The 24036-nt window shown below is 49.3% G+C and carries 21 protein-coding genes and 2 tRNA genes; 3 read left to right on the plus strand and 20 right to left on the minus strand.

Going from position 1 to position 24036, the window contains the following annotated elements; genetic code table 11:
- Positions 1 to 81: 81 nt before the first annotated feature.
- On the minus strand, positions 82 to 1212 hold the full coding sequence (locus JMI88_RS11390; protein ID WP_236022896.1) for a DegT/DnrJ/EryC1/StrS family aminotransferase: 1131 nt from the start codon (positions 1210 to 1212) through the stop codon (positions 82 to 84).
- Positions 1213 to 1916: 704 nt separating this feature from the next.
- On the opposite strand from JMI88_RS11390, the gene JMI88_RS11395 reads away from it, so the two are divergent.
- Positions 1917 to 2591 (plus strand): sugar transferase, encoded by a 675-nt coding sequence (locus JMI88_RS11395; protein WP_201361949.1) that lies wholly within the window; start codon positions 1917 to 1919, stop codon positions 2589 to 2591.
- 19 nt (positions 2592 to 2610) lie between these two features.
- Here JMI88_RS11395 and JMI88_RS11400 read toward each other — a convergent pair whose 3' ends face one another.
- The 11 genes from JMI88_RS11400 to JMI88_RS11450 all read right to left on the minus strand — a co-directional run bounded on the left by JMI88_RS11400 (position 2611) and on the right by JMI88_RS11450 (position 13940).
- A complete protein-coding gene (locus JMI88_RS11400) occupies positions 2611 to 3060 on the minus strand; it encodes a GspE/PulE/PilB domain-containing protein (protein WP_201361950.1) in 450 nt (149 codons plus the stop codon).
- A gap of 360 nt (positions 3061 to 3420) precedes the next feature.
- The gene (locus JMI88_RS11405; protein WP_201361951.1) at positions 3421 to 4149 is read right to left on the minus strand and encodes a response regulator transcription factor; all 729 of its coding nucleotides are present in this window, start codon (positions 4147 to 4149) and stop codon (positions 3421 to 3423) included.
- Positions 4150 to 4873: 724 nt separating this feature from the next.
- Positions 4874 to 5323 carry a divergent PAP2 family protein gene (locus JMI88_RS11410; RefSeq protein WP_201361952.1) on the minus strand — a complete coding sequence of 150 codons (450 nt, stop codon included), beginning with the start codon at positions 5321 to 5323 and terminating at the stop codon, positions 4874 to 4876.
- Between the two features lie 21 nt (positions 5324 to 5344).
- On the minus strand, positions 5345 to 5569 hold the full coding sequence (gene xseB, locus JMI88_RS11415) for an exodeoxyribonuclease VII small subunit (RefSeq protein ID WP_201361953.1): 225 nt from the start codon (positions 5567 to 5569) through the stop codon (positions 5345 to 5347).
- 11 nt (positions 5570 to 5580) lie between these two features.
- Positions 5581 to 6816: an exodeoxyribonuclease VII large subunit gene (gene xseA / locus JMI88_RS11420; RefSeq protein WP_201361954.1), complete on the minus strand. Its 1236-nt coding sequence runs from the start codon at positions 6814 to 6816 to the stop codon at positions 5581 to 5583.
- Positions 6817 to 6821: 5 nt separating this feature from the next.
- A complete protein-coding gene (locus JMI88_RS11425) occupies positions 6822 to 7340 on the minus strand; it encodes an acetyl-CoA carboxylase biotin carboxyl carrier protein (protein WP_201361955.1) in 519 nt (172 codons plus the stop codon).
- A 156-nt stretch (positions 7341 to 7496) separates the two neighbouring features.
- Entirely contained in the window at positions 7497 to 8054 is a 558-nt protein-coding gene (efp, locus tag JMI88_RS11430; RefSeq protein ID WP_201361956.1) for an elongation factor P, read from the minus strand.
- 15 nt (positions 8055 to 8069) lie between these two features.
- On the minus strand, positions 8070 to 9170 hold the full coding sequence (locus JMI88_RS11435) for a M24 family metallopeptidase (RefSeq protein WP_201361957.1): 1101 nt from the start codon (positions 9168 to 9170) through the stop codon (positions 8070 to 8072).
- 16 nt (positions 9171 to 9186) lie between these two features.
- Positions 9187 to 9624, minus strand: a complete 438-nt coding sequence (gene aroQ, locus JMI88_RS11440) for a type II 3-dehydroquinate dehydratase (protein ID WP_201361958.1) — start codon at positions 9622 to 9624, stop codon at positions 9187 to 9189.
- Positions 9625 to 9630: 6 nt separating this feature from the next.
- Positions 9631 to 11289, minus strand: coding sequence for a 3-dehydroquinate synthase (gene aroB, locus JMI88_RS11445; RefSeq protein WP_201361959.1), 1659 nt, complete (start codon positions 11287 to 11289; stop codon positions 9631 to 9633).
- Positions 11290 to 11318: 29 nt separating this feature from the next.
- Positions 11319 to 13940 carry a CHAP domain-containing protein gene (locus JMI88_RS11450; RefSeq protein ID WP_201361960.1) on the minus strand — a complete coding sequence of 874 codons (2622 nt, stop codon included), beginning with the start codon at positions 13938 to 13940 and terminating at the stop codon, positions 11319 to 11321.
- A 390-nt stretch (positions 13941 to 14330) separates the two neighbouring features.
- On the opposite strand from JMI88_RS11450, the gene JMI88_RS11455 reads away from it, so the two are divergent.
- Positions 14331 to 14404, plus strand: a tRNA-Val gene (locus JMI88_RS11455).
- A gap of 41 nt (positions 14405 to 14445) precedes the next feature.
- Positions 14446 to 14519 (plus strand) — tRNA-Val (locus JMI88_RS11460).
- Between the two features lie 116 nt (positions 14520 to 14635).
- Here the strand turns inward: JMI88_RS11460 and JMI88_RS11465 are convergent.
- The 8 genes from JMI88_RS11465 to pyrH all read right to left on the minus strand — a co-directional run bounded on the left by JMI88_RS11465 (position 14636) and on the right by pyrH (position 23904).
- The gene (locus JMI88_RS11465) at positions 14636 to 16048 is read right to left on the minus strand and encodes a S53 family peptidase (RefSeq protein ID WP_201361961.1); all 1413 of its coding nucleotides are present in this window, start codon (positions 16046 to 16048) and stop codon (positions 14636 to 14638) included.
- 462 nt (positions 16049 to 16510) lie between these two features.
- Complete coding sequence (gene ispG, locus JMI88_RS11470; RefSeq protein WP_201361962.1) at positions 16511 to 17749, minus strand: flavodoxin-dependent (E)-4-hydroxy-3-methylbut-2-enyl-diphosphate synthase; 1239 nt, start codon at positions 17747 to 17749, stop codon at positions 16511 to 16513.
- Positions 17750 to 17769: 20 nt separating this feature from the next.
- The gene (locus JMI88_RS11475) at positions 17770 to 18969 is read right to left on the minus strand and encodes a M50 family metallopeptidase (RefSeq protein WP_201361963.1); all 1200 of its coding nucleotides are present in this window, start codon (positions 18967 to 18969) and stop codon (positions 17770 to 17772) included.
- A 91-nt stretch (positions 18970 to 19060) separates the two neighbouring features.
- Positions 19061 to 20242 (minus strand): 1-deoxy-D-xylulose-5-phosphate reductoisomerase, encoded by a 1182-nt coding sequence (locus JMI88_RS11480; protein ID WP_201361964.1) that lies wholly within the window; start codon positions 20240 to 20242, stop codon positions 19061 to 19063.
- 313 nt (positions 20243 to 20555) lie between these two features.
- Positions 20556 to 21461, minus strand: coding sequence for a phosphatidate cytidylyltransferase (locus JMI88_RS11485; protein WP_201361965.1), 906 nt, complete (start codon positions 21459 to 21461; stop codon positions 20556 to 20558).
- 274 nt (positions 21462 to 21735) lie between these two features.
- The gene (gene uppS, locus JMI88_RS11490) at positions 21736 to 22524 is read right to left on the minus strand and encodes a polyprenyl diphosphate synthase (RefSeq protein WP_201361966.1); all 789 of its coding nucleotides are present in this window, start codon (positions 22522 to 22524) and stop codon (positions 21736 to 21738) included.
- A gap of 2 nt (positions 22525 to 22526) precedes the next feature.
- A complete protein-coding gene (gene frr / locus JMI88_RS11495; RefSeq protein WP_201361967.1) occupies positions 22527 to 23084 on the minus strand; it encodes a ribosome recycling factor in 558 nt (185 codons plus the stop codon).
- Between the two features lie 85 nt (positions 23085 to 23169).
- Positions 23170 to 23904: a UMP kinase gene (gene pyrH, locus JMI88_RS11500; RefSeq protein ID WP_201361968.1), complete on the minus strand. Its 735-nt coding sequence runs from the start codon at positions 23902 to 23904 to the stop codon at positions 23170 to 23172.
- Between the last annotated feature and the right edge of the window lie 132 nt (positions 23905 to 24036).

Consider the following 24036-nt stretch of genomic DNA (forward strand, 5'->3'; position numbering starts at 1 on the left):
TAAAACATACAAGGACAATACCCATTGGCAATACCGCTCCCACACACTCTGGATGGAACAATGCATTTATACTGTTGGGGTTCAGGCAGAATGTGAAGCCAGGGAACCAACGTATTTCTTTACACTATCAATTACATGCTGCAATTGCTTCTCGGTAAGTTCCGGATACATAGGCAAAGAAACAATCCGTGATGCCAGAGCTTCGGTAACTGGTAAAAGGCCTGGTTTGTAACCATATTGGGCACACGCAGGCTGCAAGTGTAACGGAGTAGGATAATGAATGTTGGTACCGATTCCTTCCTGCTGCAGGAAAAGTCGGAAACGATCACGATCAGGCACCTGGATAACGTAATAGCAATAGACATGGGTGCCCCAGGAGCGCACAACCGGTACGGCATCAACGACACCGCGAAGTTGCTCGTTATACGCCTGCGCATGGGCCTGGCGCGCCGCATTCCAGCGCTCTAAGTGCGGCATCTTAATCAATAATACCGCCGCCTGTAGCTCATCTAAACGACCGTTAGCACCCATGACTTCATGTAAATAGCGCACTCGCGAGCCATGATCGCGATACATGCGCATCTTCTCTGCCAGTTCAGCATCGTTGGTTGTGCAGATGCCAGCTTCACCAAATGCACCTAAATTCTTGCTGTAGTACAGACTAAAACAACCAATATCACCAAACGAACCAACGCGCTGACCCCGATAGGTGGCACCGTGGGCCTGTGAAGCGTCCTCAATCACGCGCAACCCATGGGCACGCGCAAAATCCATTACTGGCTGCATTTCTACTGCATGCCCATAGAGATGGACAGGGATAATAGCCCTCGTGCGCGGCGTCAATACCTGTTCAAGCTGCTGCCAGTTCATCAAATATGTCTCAGGATCAATATCTACGAAAACAGGGATGGCTCCAACCGCGGCGATCGCCTCCACTGTAGCAATAAAGGTATTAGCAACAGTAATAACTTCATCACCAGCACCAATATCACATGCCCGCAATGCCAGTTCTAACGCATGGGTACCCGAAGCATTGCCAACACCAAATTGACACCCACAATACGTCGCGAACTCTTGCTCAAATGCTCGCTGCCGAGGCCCTATGAACAACTGCATTCCTTCAAGGACTTCTTCAAAAGCAGCCATAATTTCAGGCTTTAATGCCAGATATTGAGCATGTAAATCCACCAGAGGTACATTTTCAGATGACACTATTTTTGATCACTCCTTAATCATAAACCCAAAATGCTTATTATAAAGGACCTTCTATAGATCTTTCATACGGATTTATTTTTATATTCTGATATAACATCATGCACAACTTGCACCAAAGTACGACACATTCCACCCAGGCGTCTGCGGATCCTGCCCCTCGATTCAGCCAATTGTACACAGTGTTATTTAGAGCATGTCTGAAAGCCATAGGGTTCGCGCCTTCAAGCTGAGGCAAGCTCAGCACCTATGACGCTACTCGCCTGCGCCGCTCAATAGATCTTTTCTGTGTTGGTGCAACCTGTGCGCAAAGCGCACAGGTTGCACCAACACAGAACACAGGCTCGGGTGCGTATGCACCCGCCCGTACGGGGGCACCTGGCTTCTCATGGTGATGGATTTCAGACACATTCTTACATAAACCCCTATTAATAATGTAGCAAACATAGGTGATTATTGGATAGCTATAAAGGTGTAAGATAGGTTAAACTATGGCTAATCAGTAAAGAATATACAACCATAGGTAAATCGTGAAATAAGTGGGGGCTTACGTTTTTATCACCTATTTCCAAACTCTTTACCATATCTCCATAAAAATACTCACCGATTGTACACCTGAGTCATATAATATTGAAATCAGAATTAACAGAGCAAGGTGAACATACAAAGTTTTACCTCATGTCTGCACTTTGGGGGAGGCTACAATGATTGTTCAATCGGCGCCCGTCCGAACGATCAGCATCAATACGGGCTACTTGAGAGCAAAGCGTGCACTTGATATTGCTTTTACACTTCTCATCGCACCCTTTGTACTGCTGGTCGGTATTGTTGTTGCAATCTGTATCAAATTGAACTCCGAAGGCCCTATTTTTTTTCGCCAGAAACGGATCGGGCAAAACGGGGTCGAATTCGAAATGCTTAAGTTTCGATCTATGTATGTAAACAGCGACCAGATGGCTCATCGCGAAAAAATTCTGCAATACATGAATGGCCAAAAACTCAACGAAGACTCTACTGGCAAAATGATGTACAAAGATGTTCAAGATCCACGTATTACTAAAATAGGCCGCTTTATCCGTAAAACCAGCCTGGATGAGTTGCCCCAGTTTTGGAATGTGCTGATAGGTCAAATGTCTCTGGTTGGTCCTCGACCTCCACTGCCCTATGAGGTAGAACTTTATACATCACATGAATGGTTGCGCATGATTGGCAGACCGGGGCTGACCGGCACCTGGCAGGTCTTTGGGCGCTCACGTGTAACGTTTCAGAATATGGTTGAGATGGATATTGAATACCTCAAAAAACAATCGATATGGCTCGATTTGAAGCTTATCTTTCTCACAGTTCCAGTAATGATCTTTGCACGCGGTGGTGCTTAATACATTATAATATGCCTATTCATTTATCTCTCTGATACAGTTTCATACTTGGAGAAGTAAGAAACTGTATCATTGTATGTAGAGAAGGCTGCACAGAGCCATCCACAATCTGCACACGCTCAGCATAACGATATCTACCCCAGCGTTTCTCTCTCTCCGCACGCACCAGACGCTGCAACAGCAAACGCATAAGGCATGAATCAATGGTAACAGGAAAAACATGGCAGCCGGTCAAATCAGCAATCAGTGGAAGAATATATAAACTCTTCTGGTCAGTGAACGCGACAGTTATAGATCCCTTTGATTTTCCTATCACGATACACTGGTAACGCAATATCATATGCAGAGGCAATAGAGAAGAATATCTTAAAGGCACCCGGCGTAAGGGTGCCAGACGCGGCAGAGGCAACATTGCTTCGGCCACATTGTATATTTGTTCACAATTTTTTCTTTCTCTTGGATAGTACATATCTTCTCTCTATACATTAGAATATTCAGCTCTAAGTATAGGACCACACACGTGTATAAGCGATGGAGAAGCAACTCAAATCGGGGTGATATTAAAAGGAGAGGAGTGGAGATTTGAACACTCCTTTTACAAGGAATATACGAGCTTGTTATAGGAAATTAGAGCTTGTGAGTATGCTCGCATTTTCGCACCTGCGGTGCGCCCAAGTAATTCCAGGTGTTATGCAATCCATACGCTGTAATACATGGATTGCACAACACCTAAAAAAGTTTGAGGGCGTGGCCCCAGGGTTGGCGAGCGACCAGAGGGCCAACGTGGCAGAGTTTGTGACTCTCTTAACTGTGCAGGAGCAAAACATATTTACACAGAAACCATCCGCAGAGGGCGAACCGTATCATCCTCGGCTGAACGACGGATCAAGGTGTAGCCAACGCCAGGCACCGTTAGAATATAGTGAGGGTGACCTGGATCTGGTTCTATCTTCTGACGCAGATGGCGGATATGCGCTTTGATCAAACAGGCATCTCCATCACCATCATACCCCCATACATGGGTCACGATCTGATTAGCTGTGCAGACATCATTAGCATTGATAGCTAGCAAGTGTAACATTTTACTTTCGGTAGGAGTAAGGCGACAGGTCTTACCGTTTACAGTTACTTCATTGTGTAGAGAGTCAACGCAAATCGGGCCCACATGGATGAGCGAAGATGGTCGACGCTCCAGGGTGCCTCGTGAGCGACGGCTGACTGCTCGAATACGAGCCAGCAACTGCGATGGAAAGAATGGTTTCCGCAAATAGTCATCCGCTCCTGACTCCAGGCAACGCACTTCATCATGCACATCTTTCCCATCTGTAACTACTAATGTCAATGCATCATGCTTGGTACGTAGATCCCGGCACAGAGCCAGCATGTCCACGTCCTTAAGAGCGGTATCCATAATCACCAGGTCTGGTCGCTGCTCTAACCATTCCATTCGAGCACGCTCGGCTGTATAGGCACGGTAGACTTCATAGCCTAACGTTTTTAGCCAACTTGTAAGCATCTCAACCAAATCACGATCACTATCGATGATCAGTAATTTCATTGTCTCCTCCCAACGCTATGGTCGCCGTCCGTCATCACGCATGTACAAAATCGAAAGTTTCAAAAAGTAAGAATTTTTACATAGGTTAATATTTTATTGTAAATGATGGTTTGAAACCATTTTTCTAACAAATAAACGCCGTTCGCATGAAGATTTATGACATGCGTATAATTGTTTCTTTATTGCCATCGCGCAAATCAATGATAATACTACGTAGCCTTATAAACGAGGGATGCACTATAAGTACATAGGAGTCGATAAAACGCTTGCTTATAAATAAACAAGCTATTGATGCCTAAGCTGTTCAGGCATATTTATCCCGGTAAAGCAACAAGAAAACCGCTATTAATGTAGACTCAGCTTATCGTCTGATAAATACTATACCTTATGCACCTATAAATTGCAATGTGCCAATATGGTAATGCGTCACAATTTGTAGAGTACACATACATAGATAAGCTTTCTCAACTCCTGATTGCAGAACTCTTTGTACAAGACATAGCTTTTTTTACAGGCTCAAATTTTGCTGGCGCAATTTTAGCCTGCAGCTGCAGACATCTGTGGAGATACTGTAAGTCAGTATGGGCAAGGTGAGGATAGAGGAAATCTAAGGGCTGCCCTCATACTATCGTCATTATTTATGCGTAGCCAGAACTGGCGTCCTTCGGCAGTGAAAGGTAGAGAAATGTCTACGCATAATATTTTTTACCATCTATTTAGAGCATCAGGCGGTAAATAACAGACCAATGGCAATCCCTAGCAATCCCCCTACGAAAACCTGAATTGGCGTATGCCCAATTAATTCACGCAGGCGCTTCTCTGCCGCCATAGGGCTGCCCTGAAAGGCTTCTTCGATCATTTGATTAAGGATACGCGCTTGAATGCTGACGGCGCGGCGCACACCAGCAGCGTCGTACATTACAATACTGGCCAGCACAAGCGCAATCGCAAACTCAGGAGATGCGATTCCTACCTGCCGACCAACGGCTGTGGCTAGCCCGGTAACAAGGGCCGAGTGTGAACTGGGCATACCACCAGAAGAAACCAGCCGACTCAGGGCCAATTTACGTTGCTTGAATAATTCCAGCACGGTTTTGCTCACCTGCGCAACTCCCCAGGCAAGAAAAGCCGCCAGCAGCACGCGATTATCCAGAAGCGAGCCATTATTTATCATACGTTTTCACTACTCCCTTTTCTATAAATCAAGGGGTGAAAGAGAGGGAGTATCAGTACTCTCATCCACACTGAGCTGCTGCACGGAGAGTTCAGCCTGCTGCAAAAGCTCATTGCAATACTGTGCCAGTTGCATACCATCCTGATACCGCTGCAATGCCTGATCAAGTGGCATTTTTCCTTCTTGTAGAGCAGCAATAGCAGCTTCGAGCCGCTCAAAAGCTTCTTCAAATGACAGCGTTTCCATCTTATCACCTATCAAATCTTTTCTACTGAATCCCGAACCTGTGCCGCTATCTGTCCATCCTGAACCTGGATAGTTAATGTATCGCCCACCTGCACCTGCTGGGTACTGGTTACTACCGCATGGTCGCGTTGCTGCCGTACCACTGCATAACCACGAGCAATGGTTAATAGTGGACTTAAAGAGTGCAGTTGCAGGCTTACTCCTCGCAGCCGTTCGACACGCAGGGAGATGATATGCCGCATATAGGTCTGGAGGCGCTCAGTACATTCATCGAGTTGCTGACGGCGTTGCGCAATTGTGCCCTCAGGGCTAACACGTTGTAATTCGCGCAGAGCCTGCGCGACCTGTACATTGCAATCTTCAATCCGCTCTATGATTAACGCGGTCAGCAATTGTTGTTTCTCTTGAAGTTCGATCTGCCAGTCCGTAATATCAGGCACAGCGGCTGCGGCTGCAGCCGTCGGTGTGGAAGCCCGGAAATCAGCCACAAAATCCGCAATCGTAAAATCGGTTTCGTGGCCGACGCCACTGATGACCGGGATGCGGGAGCGAGCAATTGCGCGCGCGACGATTTCTTCGTTAAACGCCCATAGCTCCTCAATCGAGCCACCGCCTCGCCCAACGATGATCACTTCGGCTTCGCCGTGCTCGTTAAGCAGATCCAGGGCCATAGCAATAGATGCAGGAGCTTCAGCCCCCTGCACCTGGGCGGGTGCAAGAATAACTTGCGCTAAAGGATAGCGATTGCGCAATGTACGTAGCATATCGCGCAAAGCAGCCGCCTGTAGAGAGGTTACGATACCAATCGTAGCTGGCTGCTCTGGCAATGGACGCTTGCGCTCACTATCAAATAAGCCTTCGGCCTCCAGCCGCGCTTTCAATTGCTCAAATTTACGAAAGAGTGCTCCTTCACCCAACGACATGACTGCATTGACATAAAATTGCAGCTTGCCATCGCGCTCATAGAACGCTATACGGCCATTGACTGCCAGAGCCATCCCATCTCGCAAAGAGGGTGCCGCTGTACGCAAGCGTGCTTGCTTAAAGAAAACACAGGATAACTGGGCCTCGCCCTCTTTTAAGGTAAAATAACAGTGTCCGGATGGATAAGTTTTACAATTCGAGACTTCACCGTGCACCCAAATATTTTGTAAGATGTCGTTAGTATCCAGCAGCTCTTTTAGATACAATGAAAGGGCGGAGACACTGATTGCCGACGGGGCTCCGAGCGAGTCTTGAAAGAGCATAAAGCTTATGCCTCCTCTGAGCTATCAATCACAAATAATTGCTGCCCATATTCGACGGCCTGACCATCCTGAACCAGAATTTCGGTGACGCTACCAGCAATGGTGCTTTCTACCTCATTGATAACATTTAATGATTGAATAGTGCCAACCAGTTGACCTGGCTTAACGCGATCACTAACGGCAACCAGTGGATTCCCTTTGGGCTTACCCCAGGAGTGGAAGATACCTACCAGTGGCGCGTTGATTGTATGCCTGGGCTCAGCAGCGGCTTTTTCTGGCTGGATCGAATCGCTTTCGTCAGATGAGACAACGGCGTAGGCAGTAGCTTCGCTACCGGTCTGCGCTTTCGCTTTCCGCAGCACGAGCTGCATCCCTTCCATGGGCCGCTTGACTTCAATTTCGGAGACATCGCTCGCGTCCAGTAATTGTACCAGGCGCTTTAGATGTTCGATGCTAACCCGGGGGGCTTCGGCGGCGTCTTCACGTGCGATGGTTTCGACTTCATAAGGATTCTTGTGGTCCATAGAACGACTCCATATATGCTAGCTGGCGTTGATAAAAATTTTCTTCAATTCCTGCCAATGGCGGGAAGGTGGGCAGATAGGAACCAGCCGCTTGAGCATGGTATACTGCGCTTGATCGCGACGTGCCCTCACCTTCCTGCTCCCTATAGTCTCCTGCTAGGCGCGTTCAACGTAGGCGCCGGTAGTGGTATTGACACGAATCAGGTCATCCGTTGAGATAAACAGCGGTACCTGTACCACCAGGCCAGTCTCTGTGGTTGCAGGCTTGGTACCACCGGTGGCGGTATCACCTTTAAAGCCTGGCTCGGTGTAGGTCACGCGCAATACGATTTTCTCAGGGAGCTCTACAGAGATTGGCTCTTCTTCAAAGCGAATGATGTCCAGCTCCAGGTTGTCAATCAGGTAATCTTTGGCATCGCCTAACTGCGCCTCGGTCAGAACAATATCGTCATAGGTGCTGGTATCCATAAAATGATACTGATCACCTTCCTGATATTGATAGGTCACATTTGAACGATCCAGGTAAATGCGTTTAAATTTATCGCCAGCGTCACAGGTGCGATCTACCGTTGCACCGGTACGCAGATTACGCAGTTTCATACGTACAATAGCGCCGCCGCGACCAATTTTCACGTGCTGCCATTCCAGGATGGAACAGAGCTGCCCTTCAAATTCAATCGTGATGCCTTTTTTCAAATCACCAGTTGAAATCATGAATACAAATCTCCTTTAGCGCGGAATCACCAGTTCAGTCGGTGACTGCGTTAATACTTCAACACCATCATCTTTAATCAACACACAATCTTCGACACGCGTACCAGTCCACCCGGGAATATAGACACCTGGCTCAACCGTGACGACCGAGCCTGCTGGTAATTTGACATCTTCGGGGGCACGTTGTGAAAGAGAGGGATTCTCATGAATCTCGAGACCAACACCATGGCCTGTGCTGTGAATGTAATATTCGGCCAGGCCAGCTTCTACCAGAACATTGCGCGCCAGTGCATCGGCTTCACGGCCAGAGAGACCCGCATGTAAGCCTTGCTCGCACGTTCTCATTGAGCGCAGCACGGTCTCATAAATCTCTTTCATGCGCGGTTCAGCTGGCTCGCCCAGGCAAATAGTTCGAGTCATATCAGCACAATAACCTTTATAGCGAGCACCCATATCAATCGTAATCAACTCGCCACGCTGAATCTGGCGCTGACCAGGAATAGCATGAGGCATAGAACCATTGGGGCCGGAAGCGACAATTGAGTTAAATGCGGTGCCATCTGCACCCAGTTCCACCATTTTACGCGAGATTTCCCATTCGACATCTTTCTCGGTCATACCTGGCTGAATCCACTGGCACAGATGAGCGAAGGTCTCGTCGGTAATGGCGATCGCGCGTTTCAGCAATTCTAGCTCGTGTGGTTGCTTGATGTAGCGCAAGCGATTGACGATGGTTTCTTCAAATGGATGCAGACTGAATATCCCTTCACCGGCCTGGCGCAGCAACTCAAAATCGGCATAACGCACCGCGGTAGATTCAAACCCAATCTTTTGCCAGCCATGCTCTTGAGCCAGAGAAGCAATCGACTGCGCGTAGTTGCGACTGGGGGGAATCACCACATGCCAACCTGCAGCTTCACGTGCGGCAACCTCACCATATAGTGGATTGGTCAGCAAGATCTGCTGCTGTGCGCTGACAATGACAGAACCAGCCCCTTCCTCATCGTTCAACCAACCGCTCAAATAAGAAGCGCTCTGTGGTTGCGTCACATAAAAAGCATCCAGGTTCTGCTCAGCAATCCACGCCCGAAATTGTTGTATGCTCTCTTGACCCATAGCCAATCTCTTTCTATTACTCGCTTACCAATGCTGTCAAGGCTTCCAATGCCAGGACATAGCCTCGCCATCCCAGGCCGGCTATTTGTCCACGGCAAATAGGAGCAATCACTGAATGATGCCGAAACTCTTCGCGTGCATAGACATTGCTTAAGTGAACCTCGATCGTTGGCAGTTTTGCGTCGGCAATAGCATCGCGTAGCGCGATCGAATAATGGGTAAATGCACCTGGATTGATTACAATGCCGGCGGCCTGCTCGCGCTGCTGCTGGATGTAATCGATCAGGGCGCCCTCATGATTAGATTGGAAACAGGCAACGCTGACACCCAAAGCGGTGGCACGCTGGCGTACAGCATCATGAATATGCTCCAGGGTCATCGTACCATAAATTTCGGGTTCTCGGGTACCCAGCATATTAAGGTTCGGCCCACTTAAAATGAGGAAATTCAGCATCTATCCCTACTTTTCTCCCATAAATGTCGCAATGATGTGTTCTACCGACTCATCCGGTAACGGCGTGATCACGACTTCACCGATCTGTTTGGGCATAATCCAACGCACTTGCTTACCAACAACCTTCTTATCTAGCTGCATGGCTGCCAGAATATCGCGCCCATACACTGAGCCGCGATAGGTGATCGGTAATCCCAGGGCTGCTAGCAGCCGATTTTGCCGCAGGACATCCTGCTCACCAAAGAGGCCAGCCTCGCGGGCGAGCATCGCCGCCACCACCATGCCCAGCGAAACGGCTTCGCCATGCAGCCATTCGCCATAGCCGGAAACGTTTTCCAGTGCATGACCAAAGGTATGGCCATAGTTCAAAATGGCGCGTCGGCCCTGCTCTCGCTCATCTTCTTCTATTATCATAACTTTCAAGTCGATACAGCGTGCAATGATCTGGCAGAGCAACGCCACAGGTGGCCTGGAGAAATCTCGCAATGTGTCTGCGTGCGCCTCTAGTAAGGCGAACAACTCAGCGTCAAGTATGATACCATACTTTACAATTTCTGCCCATCCCTCTGTACGCGAACGCTCTGGCAGGGAAAGGAGCGTGGCCGGATCGGCTAAAACCAGGCGGGGGTGATAAAAAGCGCCGATCAGGTTTTTGCCACGGGGATGATTGATGCCCGTTTTGCCACCAATGGCGGAGTCTACCTGCGCGAGTAATGAGGTGGGAACTTGAATCAAGGGCACGCCGCGCAAATAGGTGGCGGCAGCATATCCTACCAGGTCTCCGACGACGCCACCGCCGAGTGCTACCAGCGCTTCGCGGCGCTCGGCATGCTGTTCCAGTAGCCAGTCATAGATGGCGGAGAGTTGCTGCTGCGATTTGCTTCCCTCTCCAGCAGGTATCGTATACACGTGTGGTTCAAAGCCTGCCGCGGTCAATTGTGGCAGCAGTGCAGGGATATATATATCGTGGATGTTGCTATCAGTGACGATAAATACGCGTGGGGGCAGTTGCAATTGTTTAAGGTAGGTCCCCAGCCGCTGCAATCCACCCCACTCAACCACCGTGTCATAACCTGTGCCCACATGAACATGGCGCACAATTGGAGCTACCTGCTCCTGGGACGTTAGATCTTCAAGCATAACTATAATCTCCCCGGCCACCTGCTTCACCTGTTTGCCTTGCGTCAGGCAGGTAAGCTCAGCCTCTCGATACCAGGCTTCACGGGCCGCCAGCATCCTTTGTAAATTGGCAAGAGGATCTGCACCAGATAGAAGAGGTCGTATTTCCAGAGTCTGACCTTGTTGTTGCTCTCTGCGATGTTGTGCCTGCAGACGAGCCAGAGATTCTTGCGGGTCAACATGCAGAAAAACGCGCACACCATGCCGAGCCATCAGCGCGCGATTCTCTGGTCGTACAACAATGCCACCACCGGTAACGATGATGGCATCATCTGGTTGTTGCACTGCGTGAGCCAGCATACGGGCTTCGAGTGTGCGAAAATATTCCTCACCATGTCGAGCAAAAATTGCCGGAATGCGCTCTCCATACTCCTGTTCAATGAGCGCGTCGACATCTAGTAAGGGACGTCCTAACCGTTGCGCCAGTAGACGCCCGACCGTACTCTTTCCGCTTCCAGACAGCCCTATCAAAAATACGTGTCGCATAGTGGTTTTATTGTACCACGATTTTATCCTTAATAGAGCTCTTCGTTGCGAATATTTGTGGTCAACGAGTTAACCATGCTGAAAACGGTCGTATCAACCGACTGCACGTGTTCTTGAACGGGAACTCCTTCGCGTAAGAAAGACTGAATACGATTGTCGTAGACGGTAAACTCTCGTCCAAACGAGAACACGTATTGCTCGAGTTGTCCACTCTGGCGATTGAGCACCAGAATGGTATCGTTGGAGGCACATGACGTACCCTGCGTGCAATTGGCCCGATTGGTAAAGGCGCCTACGAGAATCTGCCAGCGCTGATCCCAGGTCTTGACTAGATATTGATGGGCAATATCTAGCTTCTGATCAAAGGCCACGAAGGTACTCTGGGCGCTCTGAGAGTCGTAGAGCATGACACTCAAAGTCGGTAGACCAAAATGACCTACATATAGTACCTGATGGGCTCCAACATGCGATTGTAGCTTTTGTTGAGAAAGCTGCAACTGTGCATCAAAGGCCAGCAACTGGATGTCGCCGCTACCTGGATCATACAGGAGCAGTTGAGAACGGCCCGAGTTGATGAAATCGCCGCTATAGACAACCCAGTTTCCGTCCAGATTATGCTGTTCATGATAGTCACGCACCCCCAGATTCTGATCGAAATCCATGATGCGGTCCTCACCCATCGTGCGATCATACAGGAATATGCCATCCTGCTGCGCGTTGACAAAACGGCCAACATAGACTTCCCAGCTGGAATGCCAGAGGGTATAGCTTTGCTGCTGATGAATACTCAGATCTGAATTGAAATCCATTAGCCTGACATTGGCTGAGCGACCCTGCTTTTCCCACTCCGCCAGCTGGCTCCCGCTTAAATCTCCACCCTTATCAGGAGGAGTGTCGGCCATAATATTTGTTGGCATAACATAACTGTATTGCACGGTCTGCTGCGCGGCGGGAGTAACGCTCGGTCTGGCAGTGGCCGCCGGAGTAGCAGCCTGGGTTGGTGCTGGCGTGGACACTGGCGTTGCTGCTGGCGCCGGCGTTGGCGTTGCCGTCGGAGACACCGCTGCAGCAGGTGTTGGTGTTGCCGTTGGTGTTGGTGTCGGCGTTGCCGTCGGCTTTGGTGTCGGCGTCACCGTCGACTTTGGTGTTACCGTTGCCGTTGGCTTTGGTGTCGGCGTCACCGTCGGCGTCGACTTCACCGTTGGTGTCGCTTTAACGGTTGGTGTCGACTTCACAATTGGCGTCGACTTCACGACTGGTCCATTTGTCGGTACGGTTGAGCCAGGACCAGGCAGCGAAGGATCAACTGGATTGGTGGCAGAAGGATCGGGAGCATTTGGGTCAACCACTGGCGTGGTGCTTGAAAAGCGCTTATACATAAAGAGGCCGCTGCTCTTGCCATTAAAGCGTCCAACCGAAATTTCCCAGCCTGGTCCAATATTGGGAAGTGTCACATGCTTCTTGATGTGAAAGTTGGCGTCCAGACTCAACAGCTGTATAGTGCCAGCCACGCGGTCATAGAGCAAAATCTCAGAGGCTTTGGCGCCAGAGAAATTCCCCACGTGAATATCCAGAGTCGAACCCCAGGTGCCAGCAGGCGTGGTGGCATCACCCAGATCCACCAGTGGCGAAGAGGCCTCCGGCACATGCAGCAATTCATCATTCGACGGGATATCGTCTACACGCGGCCGCACTTTTTGCGCTGGCAATCGCTGCTGATTCAACTTATAGATCTGTATACTCCCCCGCTGCCGATTGTAGAGCAGCAATGTACTGGAATCTGTACCGGTAAAGTCTGCGTTAAATTCCTGGTCAGAGGAAGCCGGCGCAAGACCCAACGCGATACGATCACTGGTATAGGTCGATTGTTGCTGCTGCATATCGCTATTACTGGCTACACCATTGACATTGGCAGAAGAGGTATTGGTAGTAGAGGAGGTATTCAAAGCACTATTGGCCTGGTTAATGGCTGCGGCCGGGTCCCCAAAGCTTCCTATGCCTGGGAGTTGCGCGAAAAGCTTACTATCAACTTTGCTCGGGAAATAGATAAAACGTAGCTGTCCATTCTGATAGCGCGGCTGATTAATCACATTTACACTATAGTTATCATCAGCATACATATACCTGACATCGCCGAAATTTTGATATGTAACGCCAAAAGTAGAATTATCAGCACTCACTGATGTAACAAAAGCCACGTGTCCCGCCGGACTGGAGGCCCACGTACCATCAGCTACAGGAAAAACAGCAATCGAAGCAACACGCGGTGTGGTACCAACCGTAAGACCCGAACGAGCCGCGTCAGTAGCCCACTCAGCGGCATTGCCCCAGTTTACTGGCAAGTCGTAACCTAGCAAATGCCATTGTTCCCAGGCCCACCAGACACAATTACCGCCCAGAGGATAAGGACCGGGACAGAGCATATAGGGATTACCGTCAGGAGAAAAATAGGAGCTACTACACGAATCAACAGTGCTTTGAACATGTGCCTGTGCGCTCACGGGAGGAGCAGCTGTAAATGGTGCAAACTCTACAAGAATAACCAGACAAAGCAGAAATATACCAACAATTTTTACCCACTTACGGCTATCACGGTGACCGCCAGGCCCACGTGTTACCTTCAGCATCCGTCCTTGGGCTGAAAAAAGCATACAGGACACACCTTCCTAAGAAAAGTAGGGACGGTAAAAGGCCATGTGGTCGCTACCCTCGAAAATGCGTATGCGGATATATCGAATCGAGGCTGGCACAAAATAAAAACTACATCTTTATAGATGCATACTGATATATCCGACACAAAGGCAATAGATTTTTTTATTGAGAATAAGCAAATAGAGGTTCTCGACACACGAAAAATTATAACATCGTATTCATATAGAATCAAGCCACTCCGGTTTATTTTAGTACTTACGTAACCTATTAAGTTATAAACATGCCTTTTAGCATAGTATCTTGCATCCTCATAGCCCCTGGCTCCCTCAAAAAGAGCCTGGAAAGCGCTTGACAATATGCAAGATCAATGCTATTATTGTCTGCGTTAAGGGCGATTAGCTCAGTTGGTTAGAGCGCTACGTTGACATCGTAGAGGTCACAGATTCGAGTTCTGTATCGCCCACTCAGAATAACTGGTGTTTAACTATCGGGAATTCATAGTATGGTCGATTAGCTCAGTTGGTTAGAGCGCTACGTTGACATCGTAGAGGTCACAGATTCGAGTTCTGTATCGACCACCGACAAAAAGAGGGCCTCCTGCTACACAGGTAAGCAGGAGGCCCTCTTTTTGCTGATAACAATATCGGGGAGGATTCTGACACCCCTATTGTCATAGGGGTGTCAGAATCGCTACTTATTTCATAGTAGCTTTCTGGGCATCAAAATCATGGGCATGTGCACCACCGGTAAAGAGAACCAGCAATGGTACAAACTTGGAGACGATAGGTGAACCCCAACCGGTTGCAGCATCCCAACCTTTTTTGGCATCATATCCCTGAATAGTCACCGGGTTGCCATTGGCATCGGCGAAGGTGTAAGAATTGTTGCCAGAAGTGATGTCATGGAAGGTTGCAGAGTAGATGCTATTAACACGGCCAAAGATCAAGTACAGCATAGGGTTGATCAAGCCAACTTTTTTATTGCCGAGCTGATCCGCCAGAGCAATAATGCCAGCCCACTGTGGGGAACCAGCACTGGTACCACCGAAAATGAAGACTGATCCAGCAGGAGCCCCACTATCAGAGGTGACGACCAACACGCCGCCGTTGATGGCTGCGTTGTAGGCCACATCTGGCTCACCGCGCTCATTAGTCGGGTTATTCGCCAATCCATACTGATAGAATGGCTTGGCATACACTTTGCTGAAACCACCACCACCAGCAGCACCGAAATCGGGCTCGTTCCAGACAACCTCGCTCTGATAGGCTCCGGTAGTGGCATCAGCTACCAGCTGGGTACCACCAACGCTTGAGACAAAAGGATCATTGGCAGGTGAAGAAGCCGACAGAATGTAGGAGCTACCATCACAGGTGGGCTGCGCCGCACCCTGGTCACCGGCAGATGCAAACAAGGTGATGTTCTTCTTGCTGGCAGCCTCGAAAGCACGATGCCATTTCTGCGCGGTTGCCGCATCCAGGCAACTCTCAGCTTCACCAAAGCTCATCGAAACGACATCGCCCAGGTTGTTATCAATAGCGTACTGCAATGAGGCAACCAGGTCATTGTCGTCGCTGCTCTTAGCTAACACCAAATCGATGGTAGCATCAGGAGCAACTGCATGAGACCACTCTACGTCCAACGCGATCTCACCAGCCCAACCCTCCTGCAAAGCGCTGCCATCAAATGGGGTCAGCGAACCTTGTCCAGGAATAATATTGAGAGTAGGATCGTTCAGGCCAAAATTCTGGTCAAAAGAATGAAGATCATTTTGGATATGGGGAGCACTATAAGCATCTAGAATAACAATTGTACGACCTTTTCCAGTAATTCCTTTGTCTAATAGTGGTTGAATACTATAAGCATTACGAATCTGTTTGGGACCATAACAACGCACAGCGGCAGTATTTGACTGGCATCTAAAGGTCTTATCCTGAATAGCACCAGCATAAATATGATGGGGGTTAACCACCGCCAGAGGATTAACATGGCTCGATGCATGCGCGCCAGCGGTTTGAGTGGCCGCACCAGTCGCCAGAAGAGCTAGTAATAGCGCAAAAGCGAATGTTGCATAAAGCATACGAGGAGCGACTATACGTCTTTGCATCATAAGATACCCTCCGATTTAATTCATAGAGTTAGAAGTGCCTATTATAAAGAGTCGCTTTCTAAGTATAGAAGAGATTAAATAAATTTTCCAGCTCCTTGAATAGAAGGATATTGAAGAAATTGGTCATACAATAAATGCCTTATTGTAAATAAAGGCATAAAGGGAGTGAATATTTGAACATGCAGATACGCTCTGGAACATTTTGAGCAATGACATTAGAAAAAAATAACTATATAATCTGCATAGACTATACGTTACGTGTGTGCACAAAAAGTACTATTTCCAGCCCTTATCTAACCAGCTTCTTTTGACAAACGTATACTTACTTTTTACCAGGTTAAACCTGATGGGGAAAGTAATTGCGGATAATATAGAGAAAGATACACATAAAAAGAGCAGAGGCTCTATCAGATCAGATTGGATCTGATAGAGCCTCTGCTCTTTTTATGTGTATTATATATATCAGAGGCGTGGTAAGATTGGCAGATTCATGCCTTCATCACGAGTGCGGTGAGTGCCGGCCACATCTTTAATGCCGCCCTCTGGATAGACGACCTTTGCCTCCGCCTCAGGCAACAAGCTAGCAACCTCTTTCAGGACCGCATCCAGAAATTGATCCTCGGGCACGGTTTTGATCACCTGCCCCTTGCGGAAGATCACACCCTTACCTTTACCGCCAGCCAGGCCCACATCAGCGTCACGTGACTCTCCAGGGCCATTGACGACACAACCCATGACTGCCACTTGAATCGGAGTCTGTACTTTAGAGAGGCGCTTTTCGACTTCATTGGCGACACTGATAACATCAATCTCAACACGTCCACAGGAGGGGCAGGAGACGAAGGTGACGCCACGGTTGCGCAGCTCTAACGAGCGCAGGATCTCAAAGGCGACGGGAATCTCTTCCTCTGGCTCTGCACTCAAACTAACGCGAATAGTATCACCGATGCCTTCGGCCAGCAGAATGCCTAGTCCAACCGAAGATTTAACGGCTCCGGTCACCAGGGTGCCCGCTTCAGTAATACCCAGATGAATGGGATAGTCCGAGCGCTGCGAGAAGCGACGATAGGCTTCAATGGCCGTCAGTACAGTCGATGACTTCAATGAGACATCGAGGTTATGATAATCCAGCTCCTCACACCAACCGATATACTCCAGCGCGCGTGTGACCATACGCTCGGCCAACTGCTCACGCTCCTGACGGCGAGCCTCAGCGGGATCGGTGCGCTCAAGCGTCCCATCATCGCGCAGGCGAACCTGCACGCGCTGCATCTGTGCTACTTTGTCCAGAGCATCTATCGAGCCCGAGTTCACACCGATACGCATGGCAACATCGCGCTCTTTAGCCGCCAGTACAATTTTCTCCAGCGATTTGCGGCCCTGCAACAAATTGCCAGGATTAATGCGGACCTTATCAATGCCCTGGCGAATCGCTTCTAACGCCAGTTCCGGGTTATAGTGGATATCAGCAACCAATGGAATATTGATACGCTTCTTAATTTCGCTCAAAACCACAGCGTCTTCCATCTCAGGCACTGCGACACGCACCAACTCACATCCTACATCCTGCAAGCGTTGTATCTGCGCCACGGTAGACTCTACGTCGCGTGTATAGGTAGTGGTCATTGATTGAACGATAATTGGGGCGTCTCCACCAATTGCTACATTACCTACATGTATTTGTCGTGTTTTTTTTCGCATAATTGAAAGCAAACTCCATTTTAGCCGTTCCAATGCATAAGATCACTCACGGTGACCACAATCATAAGAACTAATAGTAAGGCAAAACCAACCAGATTAATAAGTCCCTCGCGCTCCGGTTTCAAGCGTTTTCCACCACGCAATATCTCTACCAATACCAGGAAGACGCGTCCACCATCCAGAGCGGGGAAAGGTAAAATGTTAAAAATCGCTAAATTCAAACTTAATGCAGCCGTTAGACTTAATATAGGCCACCAGCCAACAACAGGGGTCTGCTCTGCCACACTTTGCGTGACCTGAGCGATACCAACAGGGCCCGAGAACTGTGGCTGAATTGCGCCAATAATCATTTTTCCAATTATGGACAGGTATTGATGAATAAAATCAAAGGTATGGGCGATACCTCTAAAAGGGGCCTCCCAGAGAGGATAATGCATGGTTAAGACTTTTGCTCCCACGCCCATATAGCCCTGGCCTTGCGGCGGATGGGTGCGTGCATTGACGATCACCTCCTGGGTACCACCCTGCTGGCCACGACGAATGGTCAAATGAATGGGTATGTGATCATTTTTCCCCTTATCGGCGTTAATAATTTGCGTCACCGCCGTCGACATGGCGTTAAAATCTTTTACCGCCTTCCCATTCACAGCTACCACAGTATCATCTGTCCTTAAACCAGCTACGGCCGCAGGCGAATTCGCTTGCACTGTTCCAATCACTGCCGTTGGCGTGGGCATTGGCTCACCCAGACCATAGGCGATAGTAAACAAAGCAATGCCAAGCAGGAAATTCATGAAAACACCGGCACAGAGCACAATGATGCGTTTACCTGCCGTTTTAGCGGCGAAGCTCCCTTCGTCATAGCGCCCATTCTCATCAACAGCGTCTCCATTCTCACCCACCATACGTACATAACCGCCAAGGGGCAAAAGGTTCAATGAATACAGCGTGCGCGTAGGCGGAGCCGTAGGCACGTCACTGGCATTGCCAAAGGGATTTTGGATATTGCTGGTATCCATCACCGAGCTACCACGGCCGAACCACAAGACCTCCCAGCCGCCGCGCTCACGCTTGCGAAAGCCAACGATGTTAGGGGGGAATCCCATCGCGAATTCGTCAACTCGAATACCAGCCCACTTTGCCGCAATAAAATGTCCTAGCTCGTGTACAAACACGAGCAATCCCAACACAGGAACAACAGCAAGTATATACCAGCTCATCCCCTTTTCCTTTTCTCAAGACTCATCTTTATTCATACCATCTGACGATGCTTGCCCTATCAACTAACGGCGGTCTGCAGTCCTTCAATCACTAAACCTGTGCACGCTTTTTCCATAACTCACGCACGGTGCGACGCGCCCACGCGCAAGCCTCAAGGGTCGCAGCAACATCTGGCTGTTCAATTGATTGATGGCGCTCTAAGACAGTCTCAATTATTTGGGCAATCTCCAGATAGCCAATTTTGCCAGTCAAGAATAATTCGACGGCTTCTTCATCGGCACCTACCAGGGCACAGGGATAAGTTCCACCACGCTTGCCAGCTTCAACTGCAAGTCGGAAACAGGGGAAGCGCGTCAGTTCCAGGTCCTCAAAATGCAACACGCCTACATCAGCCCAGCGCAGTTCACGAATAAAATCCGTGTCGGCGGATGCCAGGCGGTTGGGATACCCCAGGGCATTCATTATAGGGAGGTGCATGCTTGGCAAACTGGCTTGCATTTTGATAGAGCCGTCAACAAACTCGACCATCGAGTGAATGATACTTTCTGGATGCACCACTACTTCCATCTTCTCATATGGTACACCAAAGAACCAATGAGACTCAATAACTTCCAGCGCCTTGTTCATTAAGGTTGCACTATCAATGGTGATCTTGGGCCCCATACTCCAGGTGGGATGGGCCAGGGCCTGCTTGACCGTAACCGTTTTGAGCTCCTCTAGAGGAGTAGCTCGGAAGGGCCCGCCCGATGCGGTTAAGAGGAGCCGATGAATGTCTTTTTGCTCTTCTCCCCGTAAACACTGCCAGATGGCACTATGCTCACTATCAATAGGATAAATAGGCACACCAACCCGTTGGGCAGCCTGGGTTACAAGGTGACCTGCCATGACTAGAGTTTCTTTGTTGGCAAGCGCGATTGTCTTGCCAGCTCCGATTGCTGCCAGCGTGGGCATCAGGCCAACCAGGCCGGAGGTAGCGGCAACCAGGATATCGGCATCAGCATGGGTGGCAACGGCCAGCAGGCCCTGTTCGCCGAGCAAGGCCTGCGGCAACAGGCGCCGGGCTTTTGCCTCAACCTCAGGAGCATCAGCATAACAGGTAACCAGCTCAGGCTGAAACTCCTGCACTTGCTGTGCCAGCAAATCAACGTTGCTGCGCGCAGCCATAGCGACGATACGAAATTGTTCGGGAAAACGCCGCACGACATCGAGGGTTTGCCGCCCGATAGATCCTGTGCTTCCTAGTAAAGCAATACGTTTAGGGAACGTTGTCATGAGAACTCAACCTATGATATATATTTGCTTACTTACATTCTGTAAGTAATGTCTCAGTTTAGTCTTTCATCCAGATTATAGCATGTATGAGCCAGGATTTTGCGTTTTGAACAATCTGGCTATTGGCTAAAAAGGTTTTTTTGTGTTTTACCGCCATCAGGCAACACTACCAAAACCAGAGAGGCGGCCGCGCCTCAAAAATCTCTCGAGGGAAGATAACCCTCGTCCTTCACAGAATGCGATATTTGTAGTGCGCCACACACTTTTCTGGTGTGAGGACGAGATATGAAGCGGGCTATCCGGGCTATCTGGGCTATCTAAAAAATAGTGAGAAGACGTAGACCACAAAAACGGCGAAGAGCAGGCTATCAATACGATCTAGCATGCCACCATGGCCTGGCATAATCTGGCCGCTATCTTTGACGTGCATCTGACGTTTAATCAGAGACTCGGCCAGGTCTCCCAAGGTGGCTGCGGCTCCTATCAGTAATCCCAGCACAATAGCAAAATACCAGGGTACACCTAAGGGGACAACAGTGAAAAGCAGACTGGCAATAATAGAGAGCACCAGTCCACCGGCGACACCCTCCCACGTTTTAGCAGGACTGATATGAGGAGCCATTTTGTGACGCCCCAGGTAGCGTCCTGAGAAGAAGGCTGCTCCATCAAAGCCCCAGACGCCCAGAAGGGTGATCAGGAGCCACCAGACGCCTCGGGGCAGGGTGACCCACCAGCCTTGCATAGGGTGCAGCACACCTACTTCATAACCACGCAGTAATAAGAAATAGCTCATCGACCAGCCCAGATACATGGGCACGGCCAATGTCAATGCCCAGTCCATCAGGGTGCCCTCCAATTGCTTACGCGCAAAGAGCCAGCAAAAGGAAAGAACAACCGAGGCCCCCAGACCTATCTGCAGTATCATTAACTGTCGGGACGGAAACATAGCCGAACTCAGGAAAAGCACACTGAGCGCGTAGCTCATCACTGTCAATGGGTGATAACCGGCTTTGCGTAACATCGTGTGCAGCTCAATTGTCCCCATTACAACAACCGCCAGGCATGCCAGAAAGGCCCACCAGCCACCAAACCAGACAAAGAGGAGAACAACAGGCATCATAATACCTGCGGTCAACCAGCGTTGGCCTACAGATGTATTCGCTTTTTTCTCGGGCTCAGTTATACCCGCATTACTATTCTGCTTACTTGTGCCTTGCAAACAATTTACTCCTCAGTCAAGCTATAGGTTATTCTAACATACACAGAAAATAACATGTTTCCAGATGCGATCGCATTATTTACAATCCCTTGGTAATACAGTAATCTGCGTAGAATTGACCTTCGGCAGCTCCATCCATGCGAGCGCTGCTCGACCAGGATTCCCTATGTACCTGCGCATAGGTATTATGCATGTAGCGCCAAAACAATGCAAAAAAATAGAATACGTAGAGCAGTTCCTGGTTAGTGGTCTCTACGTATTCTATCACCGTTCCTTACTTGGAGGGAACGTCTAAACGACCAAAACGGCGCTGGCGCTGATTATAACTTTCCAGGGCCGCCATCAAATCTTCATGCCCAAAATCAGGCCAGAGTGTTGAGGTAGCATAATATTCGCTGTAGGCAGATTGCCAGAGCAAGAAATTGCTCACCCGCATCTCGCCAGCGGTACGAATTACCAGATCAGGATCGGGCAAGTCGCGGGTATATAAATAAGAACTAATCAATTCTTCATTGATCGTCTCAGGGTCACGTCCATCGGCGATAATCTGCCTGACTGCGTCCACCAGCTCAGCACGTCCTCCATAATTAAAGCAAACATTCAAGCCAATGCGTGTATTATCCTTTGTCAATTCAATTGACTCATGCACAGCCTGCTGAATGTCAGGAGACAGATCATACAATCGACCAAGATGGCGCAAACGAACCCCATCACGGTGGAGTTTTTCTAAATCCGAGCGAATGGTCTCCCAGAAGAGACGCATCAAACCGTCAACTTCATGCTGTGGGCGTCCCCAATTCTCGGTAGAAAACGCATACACACTGAGCATTTCAATATTTTCGTCTGCAGCACACTCGACGACCCGTCGGAGTGCGGTTACGCCCGCTTTGTGTCCTGCCAGACGCGGCAAATGCCGCTTGTTGGCCCAGCGCCCATTGCCATCCATAATGATGGCAATGTGGCGGACTGGCTGTTTCTGCGGCTCAGATGCGATAAGGGACGTCTGCGCTAAATTCTTCTCTTTTCCTTTTATGGATGAAAAGAGTTGTTGCATCTTGGTCAAAGTTAGACCTCCAGGATCTCCAGTTCCTTTGATTTTCCGATCTTATCCATCTCGTCAATGTAGCGATCGGTGAGCTTCTGCAGTTTATCGGTACTGCGCTTCAGCTCATCTTCGGAAACTTCTTTTTTCTTTTCACGGTCGCGCATCTTATCCTGTACATCACGGCGAATGTTGCGGATAGCGACCTTATGCTCATCAGATTTCTTATGTAGAGTCTTTACCAGGTCACGACGGCGCTCCTCACTCATGGGAGGAATGACCAGGCGAATGACTTGCCCATCATTGTTCGGGTTAATACCCAGATCCGATTTCTGAATCGCTTTCTCGATATCAACCAACATGTGTTTGTCCCAGGGTTGAATAACCAGGAGACGAGCCTCTGGTACAGAGACCGAAGCCACCTGATTAATAGGCGTTGGTGCGCCATAGTAGTCAATCGTAATGCGATCAATTAAAGCAGCGCTCGCCCGACCGGCACGAATAGCATTGAGGTCCTGTTTCAAGGCCTCAATGGCCTTTTGCATCCGTCGTTCTGCATCCCCAAGTAAATCTGCTGTCATTGCATACTCCCTTTGTTCTAGGTACAATATGCACCTCAAAAACGGGACGTGACGAGAGGTGTGGTGCAGTAAGCTTACTACACTCCTAGACCGGTTCTTTCACGTCAGTAGAGACCAGTGTACCACACTTTTCTCCATGCATAATGGCTTCCAGTGCTCCAGGTTGGTGCAGGTTGAAAACCATGATCGGCATGTTGTTATCTTTACATAATGACAATGCGGTACTATCCATAACTTTTAAACCCATGTTCAACGCCTGCATATAACTCAGATCGGAGAACCGGCGAGCTTGCGGGTTACGCATCGGGTCATCGTCATAGATCCCATCCACTTTGGTCGCTTTGAGCAGCACTTGCGCATTTAACTCGACAGCGCGCAATGCAGCAGCCGTATCGGTGGTAAAGAACGGATTTCCACTACCAGCCGCCAGGATCACCACACGCCCCTTTTCCAGGTGGCGTACCGCGCGGCGACGGATGAATGGTTCGGCCACCGGAGGCATTTCAATCGCGGTCTGAACCCGTGTGCTAATGCCGATTTTTTCCATTGCATCCTGCATTACCAGTGAGTTCATGACTGTTGCTAACATACCAACATAGTCTGCAGTACCACGATCAATACCGGTCGCGGCAGCATCTACACCGCGCCACATATTACCGCCTCCAATAACCATGGCGATCTCAACACCCAGATCATGGACACGCTTGACCTCGCCGGCAATCCGCCGTACTGTCTCGGCATCAATTCCTGATCCCTGAGCTCCAAGCGCTTCACCACTCAGCTTGAGTAGAATACGCCGATATTTTGTCTCGACTGACATCTTTACCGTTCTCCCTTGTGCGCGACCGTGAGGGACGCCTCTTCGTTTGTTATTACAATCCACATAGGATATTCCTTCTCTCTCACTGTGACGGAGAAGGAATATCCATCCGAGCTAGGCCCGAAGGAGGGT

It is taken from the genome of Dictyobacter formicarum, from assembly GCF_016587435.1.